Here is a 12,680-nt window from a genome sequence, read left to right as displayed (position 1 = left end):
CGCAGGCTCTGCCTTTCGGCGGAACCAGCGAGTCAGCGGGTTCGGGCTCGGGACGCACCTCGGGCGGCGATGAGCGTGGGGTCCCAAACCGGGGAGAACGGCGGGGCGTAACCCAAGTCGAGCTGGGAGAAGTCCTCGACGGTCATCTCGTTCCACACCGCCACCGCCAGGGCATCGATGCGCTTGGCCGCTTCGGGACCACCCACGATCTGCGCCCCGAGCATCCGGCCCGAGGAACGTTCGGCCACCACCTTGACCGCCATCGGCGCTCCATCGGGGTAGTAGTGGGCTCGACTGGTGCCTTGGATCACTTCGGCCACCGCGTCGAATCCTGCCGTCGTCGCTTCTCGCTCGGTCAGGCCGGTGCGGGCGATCTCGCACTCCCCCACCCTGGTGACCGCGGTGCCGATGACCCCGGGGAATCGGGCCGGGGTACCGCTCACGTTCAGGCCCACCACCCGGCCCTGCTTGTTGGCGTGGGTTCCGAGCGCGACCCACGCCGGGCGTCCGCTGACCCGGTGGTGGCTCTGGGCGCAGTCACCCGCGGCCCAGATCCCCGCGACCGAGGTCGACATGGTGTCGTCGGTGCCGATGGCACCGGTGGGACCGATCTCGATCCCCGCCGCTGCGGCCAGGGCCACGTTGGGTCTGACCCCCAGAGCCAGTACCACCACGTCGGCGGGCACCGTGCCGCGGTCGGTGACCACCGCCGACACCCGCCCGTCGACGTCGACTCCGAAGGCCTCGACCCCGGTGCTCAGCCGCACGTCGATTCCCATGGCCGCCATGGCGTCGGCCACCCGTCTGCCCATGTCTGGGTCCAAGGTGGCCATGGGCTGGTCCAGCTTCTCGATCAGGGTCACATCGAGGCCTCGGAGTACGAAGGCCTCGGCCATCTCCACTCCGATGTAGCCACCTCCGACCACTACCGCTCGGCGAGGGGTCCTATGACTGAGCAGCTCCTCCAGCCCTACGGCATCGGGAATGGTGTGGATGACACTGATCCCCTCGGCATCGACGTTGGGAAACGGTGGGACGATCGGTGAGGCACCGGTGGCCACCAGCAGATGGTCGAACGGCTGGCGGAACGTGGCACCGGTGTCGGCCACCCGGACCTCGACCTCCCGCGCCTCGGGGTCGATGGTCAACACCTCGTGGCCGGTTCTCACGTCCACCCCGCGTCGTCGGTGCTCCTCAGGGGAACGGGCCACCAAGCGGGCCGATCCCTCGACCAGCCCACCCACGAAGTACGGCAACCCACAAGCGGCGTAGGACGTGAACTCACCGCGCTCAAACACCACCATCTCGACCGGCTCGACCCCCCGACTCACCTGAGCGGCCGCCGACATCCCTGCCGCGTCGCCACCTATCACCACGAACCGAGTCATCGACATCCCTCCTGATCGTCGGGAGCGAACCTACCGCCGCCAAGTCCGGTTGGATCAGGGTCTTCGGTCCTCAAATCGCCTCGACAACAGGACCGATGCTTCGCCTCTGGGCGCAGCGGAACCGTTTTTCATCCCAAGCGGGCCATGCTGGAATCGCCCACGGCAAAGTCGAAGCAGAGGATGAACACATGACCGGTGCCGAAGACATCGCAGGTGATCGCCCGGATCGTTCGAACGACGTCGTCGATGACACCGGCAGCCATCGCTTCCGGTGCCGCGAAAACGGCCAGGAGGCCACGCTCATCTACCGCCAGAGCCCGGGCCGGCTCACCTTGGTGCACACCGGTGTGCCCGAGGCCCTCGGCGGTCGGGGAATTGGCGGCAGGTTGGTGCAGGCGGCGGTTGAACGCGCCGCCCGCTCCGGAGAGGTGATCGCCCCCGGCTGCCCCTACGCCCGAGCCTGGCTCACGAAACACCAGGAAGAGGCGGCTCGGGTCACCATCGACTGGTCCGAGCCGCCCACCCCTGAATAGCTCGAGCCTCAGACTGGAGCACGAACCGCGGGATCACCCGGTCAGGGTCAGCACCGATCGGGATCAACGAAGGTCGAAGCGGTCGAGGTCCATCACCTTGGCCCAGGCCGCCACGAAGTCGGTAACGAACTTCTCGCCGGCATCGTCTCCGGCGTAGACCTCAGCCAGGGCTCGGAGCTGGGAGTTGGACCCGAACACCAGATCAGCGGCGGTGGCGGTCCAGCGGAGTTCGCCGCTGGAGCGGTTCCGACCCTGGTAGCCCGCTCCGTCGGAGCCCGCCGACCACACCGTGCCCATGTCGAGCAGGTTCACGAAGAAGTCGGTGGTCAGCGCGCCGGGCCGGTCGGTGAACACACCCGCCGTCGAACCGGCGGAGTTGGCACCGAGTACCCGTAGACCACCGACGAGGACAGTCATCTCCGGAGAGCTCAACCTCAGCTGGGCAGCCCTGTCCACCAACTGGTGCTCGGGTCGGCTCTGGTCCCCGGCAGCCTGGTAGTTGCGGAAACCGTCTGCCTTTGGTTCGAGCACGGCGAAGGACACCACGTCGGTCTGGTCGTCGGTAGCATCGGTGCGCCCCGGCGAGAACGGCACGATCACCTCGACTCCCGCAGCCCGAGCCGCCTGTTCCACGGCGGCACCCCCACCCAGCACGATCAGGTCGGCCAGCGAGATCTGCTTGGAGCCGTTGCCGGCGTTGAAGTCGGCCTGGATCTTCTCCAGCGTCGACAGGACCTGGCTGAGTACGCCAGGATCGTTGACCGGCCAGTCCTTCTGGGGGGAGAGACGGATCCGGGCCCCGTTGGCACCTCCTCGCTTGTCGCTGTCGCGGTAGGTGGAGGCCGACGCCCAGGCCGTGGACACCAACTGGCCGACGGTGAGCCCCGAGGCCAGCACCTTCTCCTTGAGCGCAGCGACGTCGGCGTCATCGACCAGGTCGTGGTCGAGAACGGGCAGCGGGTCCTGCCAGATCAGGGCCTCGGCCGGTACCTCCGAGCCAAGGTAGCGAGAGACCGGTCCCATATCTCGGTGGGTGAGCTTGAACCACGCCCGGGCGAAGGCATCAGCGAACTGGTCGGGATTCTCCAGGAACCGGCGGGAGATCTTGGCGTAGGCCGGATCCATCCGCAGGGCCAGGTCGGTGGTGAACATGATCGGCAGGTGCTTCACCGAAGGGTCATGGGCGTCGGGAACGGTGGCGGCATCAGGATCGGTGGGTATCCACTGCTGGGCCCCCGACGGGGTCCGGACCAGATCCCAGTCGTAGCCGAACAACACCTCGAAGTAGGTGTTGTCCCACGTGGTCGGGGTGGGGGTCCAGGCCCCTTCCAGCCCGCTGGTGATGGTGTCGGATCCGTGGCCGCTCCCGAAGGTGCTGATCCATCCGAGCCCTTGGTCTTCAAGGTTGGCGCCCTCGGGCTCACGACCTACGTAGGTGTCGGCGTCACCAGCGCCGTGGGCCTTGCCGAAGGTGTGGCCGCCGGCGATGAGCGCCACCGTTTCCTCGTCGTCCATGGCCATCCGGGCGAAGGTCTCACGGATGTCACGGGCCGCGGCCAAGGCGCTGGGCTCACCGTTGGGGCCTTCGGGGTTGACGTAGATGAGACCCATCTGAACCGCGCCCAACGGGTCGGCCAGCTGCCGGTCTCCCGAGTAGCGCTCATCAGCCAGCCAGGCATCTTCTGGCCCCCAGTACAGGTCTTCCTCGGGTTCCCAAACGTCGGCGCGCCCACCACCGAAACCAAACGTGGCGAACCCCATGGACTCCAAGGCCACATTGCCGGCCAGGATCATCAAGTCGGCCCACGAGAGCTTGGCGCCGTAACGCTGCTTCACCGGCCACAGCAGGCGCCGGGCCTTGTCCAGGTTGGCGTTGTCGGGCCAACTGTTCAGCGGGGCGAACCGTTGGGTTCCGGTCCCGGCTCCACCCCGACCGTCATGGATCCGGTAGGTACCAGCGCTGTGCCAGGCCATGCGGATCATCAACGGGCCATAGGTGCCGTAGTCGGCGGGCCACCAATCCTGGGAGGTGGTGAGCAACTCGGCGATGTCGGCCTTCACCGCGGCCAGGTCGAGGCTCTCGAACTCGGAGGCGTAGTCGAAGTCCTCACCCATGGGGTCCGACGAGGGTGCGTTGCGGGCCAGCACCTTGAGGTTTACCTGTTCGGGCCACCAGTGCTGGTTGGCGGAGGATCCGGTGGCGTTATGGCTGTGACCGAGCATCGGGCAGCCACCAGCGGCCGATCCCATCGTTTCGTCGGTTGACTCGTCGTTGCTCATCTTCGCTCCTCGGAACCTTCCGCCCGGGTGGCTGTGGTCCGCTCGCCACAGCCTGCCAACACTGTCGGTCCCCTGCTCCCGTTTCTCGCAACGATCGAAACAATCGATCGTTGACGTCCCAAGATCGACCAGGTCTGGCCCAAAGTCCCTGGCCGCGCCGTGGCCGCGGGAGATGATCGAACCAGCGGACTACACCCTTAGGGGTCTAGCCGATAGGTCCGGTCGTCGTCGCTGCGAGGTTGATCAGACCGAGGCTTCGCCTCGGTTTAGCCATGCCGTGCTCATGGATCGGCTCGCCTAATTCCGGCGGAGTTCAGCCTCAGTGCGCGGTGGCGTCGGCCTTCTTGGCCATGGGGAGGCGCTCGACGACCACAGTGAGGAGCACACCCACTGCGATGCCGATCAGGGCCGACGCCAACGTGTTGGCCAGCCACGAGATCACCCCGCCGATCGCACCCTCGTGGGGCAGGGCATGGGCCAGGTCGTGCACGAGGTCGTAGGGCGTGTGCCATCCCAGTTCGGCGGCACCGGCGAGGAGGATGTGACCACCCACCCACAACATGGCCGCGATACCCACCGTCGACAGGGTGGCCAGGAGTTTGGGCATCCCTGCGACCATGGCTCGACCGATGCGCTGGGCTGACTCGGAGTCCTTGCGGGCCAGGGTAAGTCCGACGTCATCCATCTTCACGATGAGGGCTACCAGTCCGTAGACGGCGATGGTGATCAGCACCGCCACTACGGCCAGGATGATGGCGCGCGACACCACCGGTTCGTCGATCACGTCCTTGAGGGCGATGACCATGATCTCGGCCGACAAGATGAAGTCGGTCCGGATGGCGCTGTTGATGGTGGCTTCCTCGGCCTCTGGCCCCTGCACCACCACCGGGACATCATGGTCGTGGTCGTCCTTCTTCAGGGCATGGATGGCTTTGTGGGCACCCTCGTAACAGAGGTAGGCGCCACCGCACATCAAGATGACCTCGACCAGCTTGGGCGCCACCGAACTCAGAGCGATGGCGGCCGGCAGGATGAACACCAACTTGTTGCGCAGCGATCCCATGGCGATCCGACGCACGATGGGGATCTCCCGATCGGCAGCCAGGCCCTGCACGTATCCGGGGGTGACCGCGGTGTCGTCGACCACCACTCCGGCGGCCTTCACGCTGGCCTTGCCCGCGGCGGCGCCGACATCGTCGATGGACGCGGCCGCCAGCTTGGCCAGTGCCGCCACGTCATCCAACAACCCGACCAGACCGCCGGCCATATCTCTCCTCCAACCCTCAGCGAGCGTCCGAGAGTAGTGCCCTGCCGATGAGGACAGGCGGCTCGGGTCCTTACCGCGGGTAGGCCACGATCTCGGTGGCCTTGACGGCGACCCAGATCTCGTCGCCTTCACGGAGGTCGAGTTCGGCGCGGGCCGCGGTGGTTATCTCAGCCGTCAGGGGCACCGGATCGCCGAGGCCGACCCTCACCCGATCACCCACAAGGTCGAGGTGACGCACCGTGGTCGACCAGCGGTTGCGGGGGCTGCCTTCGGGCGGGCTCCGATGCAGCGCCACCGCGGCCGGTGCCAACGTCACCGCCACCTCACCGTGGTGAGTTTCGGCCAGGGTGAGCGTGGCTCCCTGGTCTGTGGTCAGCGTTGTTCCGGATGCGGTGCCGTGCAGGAGGTTGGTGCCGATCAGGTCGGCCACATATCGCGAACGGGGTCGGGCCATAACCTCGGCCAGGGTGCCGACCTGGGTTATCTGCCCGTTCTCCATGACCGCCACCCGATCGGCCAGGGCCATCGCATCGACGGCGTCGTGGGTGATGAGCACGGTGGGCCCAGCAAAGCCGACCAGGTGGCGCCTCAGCTCGCGGCGCACCTCGACCCTGGTGGCGGCGTCGAGCGCCGCCAACGGCTCGTCGAGTAGGAGCGCGGCGGGATCAAGGGCCAGGGCCCGGGCCAGGGCCACCCGCTGGGCCTGCCCCCCCGACAACGAACGGGGCTTCTGTCGGGCCTGTTCGCCGACCCCCACCGACTCCAACAGTGCAAGTGCGGAGCGTCGGGCCATCGCCTTGGATTGGCCCAGACAGAGCGGTCCGAACGCCACGTTTTCCAGGGCGGTGAGATGGGGGAAGAGCAGGTGATCTTGGTGCACCACCCCGAGTTGACGATCCTCGGGCGGAACGAAGAGCCCCGGTGGCTCATCGAACACCTTTCCGGCCAGCACGATCGACCCGCGGTCGAGCCCGATGGTTCCAGCCACCGCCCGCAGGAGCGTCGTCTTGCCGGCCCCGTTGGGCCCGAGGAGCGCGGTTACGGCACCCGCTTCGGCCACCAAGTCGACCTCGAGCTCCACACCCCCAACCTGTTGCCCGGCGAGTTCACCCCGGCCGAGTTCACCCCTCCCGCTTTCACCCCGGAGGCGTTCGACGCGACCACGGCCCCACCTACCGTGACCGACCCGGTCATGACCCAGCCGTAGCTGTCCGTGAACTTCGAGGCTCATATCCGGGTGAACCACCGGTCTCGAAGCGCCACCAGCACCACCAACGACACGCCGAGCAGCACCAGGCTGAGGGCCACCGCGGCCTGGGGGTTGGACTCCAGTTCCAGATACACGGCCAGCGGCAACGTTCGGGTCCGTCCGGCGATATTGCCGGCAAAGGTGATGGTGGCACCGAACTCACCCAGGGCCCGGGCCCAGGCCAGCACCGCACCCGCCATCATCGACGGACCGATCATCGGCACCGTCACCCGCGCGAACACGGTGGCCCGGTTGGCTCCGAGGGTGGCGGCGGCCTCTTCGAAGCGCTGGTCCATGCCCCGTAGCGCCCCTTCCACCGTGATCACGAAGAACGGCATGGCCACGAACGTCTCGGCCATGACCACCCCGGCCGGCGAGAAGGTGAGCTGTATGCCGGCGATGTCGTGTAGCCACCCGCCGATCGGGCTGCGAAGGCTGAACGCCGACAGCAACGCCACGCCACCGACGACGGGCGGCAAGACCATCGGGAGCAGGACCAAGGCTCGCAGCACCGACCGGCCCGGCATGTCGGTTCGGGCCAGGACCCACGCCAGCGGGGTCCCGAGCAGGATCGACACCACGGTGGCTATCAGCGAACACACCAGCGAGAGCCGGAGGGCTTCGACCGAACGAGCCGAGCTCAGGTCTCGGGGAAGGTTCGCCCAGTCAGCCCGGTTCAGCACCCCCACGAAGGGCAGGGCGAAGAACAGTCCCGCCACCACGGCCAGCCCCAGCACTCCGACCGGGGCGCGACGCCGGTTCGCAGTGCTGGGGCCGGTCCGCATCACTGCGGAGGCAAGAAGCCGTAGGTCTCGAGGATCTTCTGGCCGGCCTCGCTGAGCACAGCTTCGACGAAGGCGTTGGCCAGCTCAGCCTGCTCGGATCCGCTCACTGCGGCGATCGGGTATGAAGCGATCACATTGTGCTCGGCGGGGATCTTGATGGTGGTCACCGTATCGCCAGCGGCGAGGGCGTCGGTGGCGTAGACGATGGCGGCCACGGCATCGCCTTCGGTGAGGGCGGTGAGGGTGGCGGTCACGTTCTGGCCGCGGGTGACCGAAGTCTCGGGGATGGTCACACCCGCCGCGGTCAGGGCCTCGGCGGCGTAGCGGCCACAGGGCACGTCCTCACCGCACAGCGAGATGACCCCGTCCTGGGCAGCAGTGGCCAGGTCGGCGAGCGACTCGATCCCTGCGGGGTTCCCGGGCTTGGTGACTATCACCAGTTCATTGCGAGCGAAGATCGTGGACTCACCGTCCACCTTGTCGGCCTCGGCGAGCTTGGTCATGTTCTTCTCGTCGGCCGACGCGAATACGTCAGCGGGTGCGCCTTCGATGATCTGGGTGGCGAGCGTGGACGAGGAGTCGAAGTTGAACTCGATCTCGAGGTCGGGGTTGGTCTCGTTCACATCGGCGGCGATGGCGGTGAAGGCGTCTCGCAACGAGGCAGCCGCCGACACGGTGATCTTGCCTTCGAGGCTGGGCGTTGTGGTGGTGGATTCAGCCGCGGTCGTGGTGGTGGCTTCGACGGCGGTGGTGGTCGTCGCGCTGTCGTCGGAATCGCTTCCGCAGCCCGTCAGCACCGCCACGACCAGCACCAGGAGTGCCAGCCACCTGCTCCAGGTCTTGCTCATGTCTGTCTGTGCTCCTTTGTGGGGGACTCCGGGCCCTGCGCCCGGCGAACTGGTCCGATGGCGTCAGGTTCGGGGGACCTCGACGACCACAGTGGTGGACTTGACGGCGGCGACGGCCATATCTCCCGGCTCGAGAGCCAGGTCGTCGGCGGCTTCGCTGGTCATCAACGACACGATCCGGTGCGGACCGGCTTGGATCTCGACCACGGCGGTCAAACCGTCTCGTTCCACTCTGGTGACTATCCCGGTGAATCGGTTCCGAGCCGACTGGGGAGACAGCGAGTCGGGTTCATAGGCAGGTGGACGTTCGCTGAGCATCCGGGCCAGGTCCGGACCCGACACCAGGCGGTGGCCGCCCTCGCTGCGCGTGGTCCCCAGCACCCCCTCGTCGCACCACCGCCGCACGGTGTCGACGCTCACCCCCAACAACTCCGCCACCCGACCCGGTTTTGCAGCTGGCCGCCATACCCGATCGTGACACCAACCAACGCACTCCAGATTTCGGTCACTCTCCTTGGTCCAGATATCTGTCTGCCAGACTTTCCTTGCAACCCCCGGCCCCCCCCCCCGGCGGGCGCCCCGGCCGGCCCTGGAGAAGGCTTACCGGTGTTGTCAAGCGACATTCGCAAACCCTCAAAGCCTGGTGGATCCCATCGTCGCATCAAATCGCAGGTGGTGACGACGACGGGTACACCACCCTGGCGATGATCGCCGAGAACCGTGTCGGGGGAGTCTGGTGGGCCGAGGTGACGTCGACCGGTGTTGGTCGTAACCCGTTCAGAGGCAATACCGGTGTTGAACAGGATTCTCGTGGCTCCGGTAACCCGGACGATCCGGGAATACCGGCCGACTGCTGAGACCGAAGGGCCGCCGTTCGACAACCTCCACCCATGGTTCCCAGCTCGGAGGTCTCTGATCATCTGCCGCAGCGCCCTCAAGGCCGTCACCCCGCCCCAACCCAGGTTTCAACGCCAGACGGTGGCGGTCACCCAACGCTCTGGATGCCGGCTCGGCAGACGGCCGACCCGGTAGCTGGCTCCAAGCCCCGCCTCGGTCAACAGAGCTTCCAGCTCGCCAGCGGTGTAGGCACGCCGCACCGACACCGCCGTGTCGTGGAGAGCGAAACCCTGCCCTCCCATCGGGGCCACCGCCACCGCCAGCGGCGGCAGTCCCAGCAGGGATACCAGGCTACGTCGAAGGTCGTGGATCACCATCCCGCCGGCCGAGACCCGGTGGAGCTCGCGTATCGACGCGGTGATGATCTCCGCCGGCAGATGGTGGAGACACATCGACATGACCGCCACATGAACCTCCCCGTCGCCCATCTCCGACAGGTTCGATACATCGGCCTGACGGACCGTGGCCCGAACCCCGTCCATCTCGAAGCGCTCCCGCATCGAGTCGACAAGATCGACGTTGATGTCCGTGGCGGTCAGGTCGACCTCTAGGCCCCGCCGAACTGCCCGGCCGGCCAGGTTGGCGGTCAGCCATCCGTTCCCGGCGGCCACCTCGAGCACCCGGACGGGGCGGCGAGCACCGGCCCGACTCACGGCCAGATCCAAGATGGCATCGGCAACCGCGGTGTGACCGAAGCTCACCCTCTCCATGCGCTCGATGGTGTCCACGATCATCTGCTGTGCACCCGCCAAGGGCACCGAAGTACCCCGGATCCGGTACCGCTCGAAGGCAGCGACGTTGCCATCGAGGATCTCAGACAGCTCACGATCACGGGTCCACATCATCGGCGGTTCACTCCGGCTTCTTCACTGTCGCTAGAACCAGAGCCAACCACGCCCGGTGGCACAACTCAACCGCTCCGCTGTGCCTTGGCGCTTCGAGCGAAGCTCTCCGTCGTGATGGTGATGGCGGCTCAAATCATGGTTTGTGATCCGAGCCAAGTCGGCAAGGGACGCTCGGTTGGAGTCGCCCAGACTTCTGCGAACGCGGGATGTGGCAGATCACGACGCTCGAAGGGAACAGCTCGACACGAGGAAATCACTTCTCGCTAGACGAGGGGATCTATGGACCGAACCCCGCGTCCGAGACTTGGTCGGTCCACGAGTGGCCATTCCACCATCGGACATCGTGGCGTCCGGTTGGGTCCGGCAGCCACGCTTCGGGTACCGCATCCGCTGACGTCGGCGGCAGCGGCCGCTTCGTCCCGAGCGAGACCGCAGCTTCGTCCAAGCACTCGTCGAGAATCGCCTGAACACTGGCGTCTGAGAGCACGTCGATGCCGACGACCGCCTGCTTCCGCAGGAAGCGCTTGGCGACGTCCCGCATCACATCCGACCGGGCGACGCCGACACCATCGCCGCGCTCGACTCGGCAGACGGCCGACCCGGTAGCTGGCACCAAGCCCCGCCTCGGTCAACAGAGCTTCCAGCTCGCCAGCGGTGTAGGCACGCCGCACCGATACCGCCGTGTCGTGGAGAGCGAAACCCTGCCCTCCCATCAGTGCCACCGCCACCGCCAGCGGCAGCAGTACCGCGAGGCCGGGCCTTGGCGCTTCGAGCGAATCTCTCCGTCCTGATGGTGATGGCGGCTCGAATGATGGGTTCGTGATCCGAGCCGAGTCGGCAGGGGATCTCAGGTGATCCTGACGTTGTGTGGGCCGGTGGCAGGTCGGCCGGTGGGTGGGCGGGGTCAGGTGCCGCAGAAGGTTTGGTAGTGGCCGAACGACTCGGGGGCGGGTTCGGCGTAGCGGGCCAGGCCCGGTCGGGCATCGAAGGGTTGGGACACCACCTCGACCAACCGGTCGAACAGCGTGAGATCACCTTCGGTAGCCGCGGCCAGGGCTTCTTCGACCAGGTGGTTGCGGGGGATATAGATCGGGTTGACCCGATCCATGGCCGCACCCACCGCTACCCGATCAGGCCCAAGCCGTGACGACCACCGCCCCAACCAGGCATCGACTGCCGTTGGTTGGGCGAACAACCCGGTAAAGGGAGCGACGTCACCTCGAGCCGCCGCACCCAAGGCCCGAAACGCCATGGTGTGGTCGACCCGGTGTTCGCGCATCAGCGCCAACAAGTCGGCGGCCAGGTCTGGGTCCCCGTCTTGTTCACGATCGGGGTCCAGGCCGAGTTTGGCCCGCATGGCCGGCTCGTGAGTCCGGGCCAGATGCTCGGGGAATCGGCTCAACACCTCGGTAGCCGCGGTGACAGCGGAGTCCTGGTCGTCATCGATGACAACCAGCAACGCCTCGGCCAGTCGGGCCAGGTTCCAAGCCATGATCGCCGGCTGGTTCCCAAACGCATACCGGCCCTGGTGATCGATGGAGCTGAACACCGTGGCCGGGTCGTACGCGTCCATGAACGCGCACGGGCCATAGTCGATCGTCTCACCCGAGATGGTGGTGTTGTCGGTGTTCATCACGCCATGGATGAACCCGACCAACATCCAACGCGCCACCAACGAGGCCTGAGCCTCTACCACCGACTCCAGCAGGGCAAGCGCTGGGCGGTCGGACCCGACAGCCTGAGGGTGATGGCGGGTGATGGCATGGTCGACCAGCCTGGCCAGCAACGCCTGGTCACCCGTGGCTGCCGCGTACTGGAACGTGCCCACCCGCAGATGGCTGGCCGCCACCCGGGCCAGCACCGCCCCCGGCAAGACGACCTCTCGCATCACCGGTTCCCCGGTGGCCACCACCGCCAACGCCCGGGTGGTGGGGATTCCCAACCCGAACATGGCCTCCCCCATCACGTACTCCCGCAGCATCGGTCCCACCGCGGCCTTGCCGTCGCCCCCACGAGCAAACGGGGTTCGACCCGAACCCTTGAGGTGGAGGTCTCGGCGTTGCCCGTGGCGATCGATGAGTTCGCCCACCAGCAACGCCCGACCGTCTCCCAAGCGCGGCGAATACCCGCCGAACTGGTGACCGGCATAGGCCTGGGCCACCGGTACCACCCCCGGCGGTACGGAATTGCCGGCCAACACCGCCAGACCTTCGGGACTGGCCAACACCTCGGGGTCGATCCCCAACTCCTTTGCCAGATCCGTGTTGAGAGCCAGCATCGTCGGCTCGGGCACCGACGCCGCCGACCACTCGACGTAAAGCCCCTCGAGCTGATCCACAAAGGTCTGGTCGGTCGCCAACGGCCAGGTGATCGTCATCTCCACCGCGTCAGGCTACGGCCGTCCGACGCTGACAAGGCCGACGCGGGGGCAGCGAAACATTGGCGACGATGTGGTTGCCGAAGGCTTGAGCAGCGGTCCCAGCCAGGGCGGCGAGATCTCCGAAGGTGGTCCATCGCCCGTCGGGGATGGCGGCGAGAGCGGCGTGCATACGCGTCCAGTCGAAGCCGATGGCTTCCTCGACGACTCC

Annotated in this window: 12 protein-coding genes; 1 reads left to right on the top strand and 11 read right to left on the bottom strand. The window is 66.9% G+C overall.

Translation table 11 applies throughout. The features are described from left to right. Positions 1–32: 32 nt before the first annotated feature. Positions 33–1,388: an FAD-dependent oxidoreductase gene (locus tag IPG97_00300; GenBank protein MBK6855037.1), complete on the bottom strand. Its 1,356-nt coding sequence runs from the start codon at positions 1,386–1,388 to the stop codon at positions 33–35. 188 nt (positions 1,389–1,576) lie between these two features. On the opposite strand from IPG97_00300, the gene IPG97_00295 reads away from it, so the two are divergent. Beyond that, positions 1,577–1,921 (top strand): N-acetyltransferase, encoded by a 345-nt coding sequence (locus IPG97_00295; GenBank protein ID MBK6855036.1) that lies wholly within the window; start codon positions 1,577–1,579, stop codon positions 1,919–1,921. A gap of 63 nt (positions 1,922–1,984) precedes the next feature. Here IPG97_00295 and katG read toward each other — a convergent pair whose 3' ends face one another. From katG to IPG97_00245, 10 genes are all read right to left on the bottom strand, one after another. Beyond that, on the bottom strand, positions 1,985–4,171 hold the full coding sequence (gene katG, locus IPG97_00290) for a catalase/peroxidase HPI (protein ID MBK6855035.1): 2,187 nt from the start codon (positions 4,169–4,171) through the stop codon (positions 1,985–1,987). Between the two features lie 349 nt (positions 4,172–4,520). Continuing rightward, positions 4,521–5,468 (bottom strand): DUF808 domain-containing protein, encoded by a 948-nt coding sequence (locus IPG97_00285; protein ID MBK6855034.1) that lies wholly within the window; start codon positions 5,466–5,468, stop codon positions 4,521–4,523. A 70-nt stretch (positions 5,469–5,538) separates the two neighbouring features. Then, a complete protein-coding gene (locus IPG97_00280; GenBank protein MBK6855033.1) occupies positions 5,539–6,699 on the bottom strand; it encodes an ATP-binding cassette domain-containing protein in 1,161 nt (386 codons plus the stop codon). Further along, a complete protein-coding gene (gene modB, locus IPG97_00275; GenBank protein ID MBK6855032.1) occupies positions 6,696–7,502 on the bottom strand; it encodes a molybdate ABC transporter permease subunit in 807 nt (268 codons plus the stop codon). Before modB ends, IPG97_00280 begins: the two co-directional genes overlap by 4 nt. Continuing rightward, positions 7,502–8,350 carry a molybdate ABC transporter substrate-binding protein gene (gene modA / locus IPG97_00270; GenBank protein ID MBK6855031.1) on the bottom strand — a complete coding sequence of 283 codons (849 nt, stop codon included), beginning with the start codon at positions 8,348–8,350 and terminating at the stop codon, positions 7,502–7,504. Before modA ends, modB begins: the two co-directional genes overlap by 1 nt. Before the next feature lie 63 nt (positions 8,351–8,413). Then, the gene (locus IPG97_00265; protein MBK6855030.1) at positions 8,414–8,788 is read right to left on the bottom strand and encodes a TOBE domain-containing protein; all 375 of its coding nucleotides are present in this window, start codon (positions 8,786–8,788) and stop codon (positions 8,414–8,416) included. A 527-nt stretch (positions 8,789–9,315) separates the two neighbouring features. Further along, positions 9,316–10,092, bottom strand: coding sequence for a class I SAM-dependent methyltransferase (locus tag IPG97_00260; GenBank protein ID MBK6855029.1), 777 nt, complete (start codon positions 10,090–10,092; stop codon positions 9,316–9,318). 277 nt (positions 10,093–10,369) lie between these two features. Further along, positions 10,370–10,633 (bottom strand): DUF2510 domain-containing protein, encoded by a 264-nt coding sequence (locus IPG97_00255; GenBank protein ID MBK6855028.1) that lies wholly within the window; start codon positions 10,631–10,633, stop codon positions 10,370–10,372. Positions 10,634–10,996: 363 nt separating this feature from the next. Continuing rightward, entirely contained in the window at positions 10,997–12,469 is a 1,473-nt protein-coding gene (locus IPG97_00250) for a YdiU family protein (GenBank protein MBK6855027.1), read from the bottom strand. Positions 12,470–12,479: 10 nt separating this feature from the next. Further along, complete coding sequence (locus IPG97_00245; GenBank protein ID MBK6855026.1) at positions 12,480–12,641, bottom strand: MGMT family protein; 162 nt, start codon at positions 12,639–12,641, stop codon at positions 12,480–12,482. Positions 12,642–12,680: the final 39 nt, after the last annotated feature.

The organism is Microthrixaceae bacterium, assembly GCA_016702505.1.
Taxonomy (GTDB): Bacteria; Actinomycetota; Acidimicrobiia; order Acidimicrobiales; family Iamiaceae; genus Aquihabitans.
This window is presented reverse-complemented; position numbering and strand designations above follow the sequence as displayed.

Bases quoted from the DNA above. Each gene is read 5' to 3' on its own strand.
- IPG97_00300 (MBK6855037.1), bottom strand. From the start codon at position 1,388: ATGACTCGGTTCGTGGTGATAGGTGGCGACGCGGCAGGGATGTCGGCG.
- IPG97_00295 (MBK6855036.1), top strand. From the start codon at position 1,577: ATGACCGGTGCCGAAGACATCGCAGGTGATCGCCCGGATCGTTCGAAC.
- katG (MBK6855035.1), bottom strand. From the start codon at position 4,171: ATGGGATCGGCCGCTGGTGGCTGCCCGATGCTCGGTCACAGCCATAAC.
- IPG97_00285 (MBK6855034.1), bottom strand. From the start codon at position 5,468: ATGGCCGGCGGTCTGGTCGGGTTGTTGGATGACGTGGCGGCACTGGCC.
- IPG97_00280 (MBK6855033.1), bottom strand. From the start codon at position 6,699: ATGAGCCTCGAAGTTCACGGACAGCTACGGCTGGGTCATGACCGGGTC.
- modB (MBK6855032.1), bottom strand. From the start codon at position 7,502: ATGCGGACCGGCCCCAGCACTGCGAACCGGCGTCGCGCCCCGGTCGGA.
- modA (MBK6855031.1), bottom strand. From the start codon at position 8,350: ATGAGCAAGACCTGGAGCAGGTGGCTGGCACTCCTGGTGCTGGTCGTG.
- IPG97_00260 (MBK6855029.1), bottom strand. From the start codon at position 10,092: ATGATGTGGACCCGTGATCGTGAGCTGTCTGAGATCCTCGATGGCAAC.
- IPG97_00255 (MBK6855028.1), bottom strand. From the start codon at position 10,633: ATGCGGGACGTCGCCAAGCGCTTCCTGCGGAAGCAGGCGGTCGTCGGC.
- IPG97_00250 (MBK6855027.1), bottom strand. From the start codon at position 12,469: ATGACGATCACCTGGCCGTTGGCGACCGACCAGACCTTTGTGGATCAG.
- IPG97_00245 (MBK6855026.1), bottom strand. From the start codon at position 12,641: ATGCACGCCGCTCTCGCCGCCATCCCCGACGGGCGATGGACCACCTTC.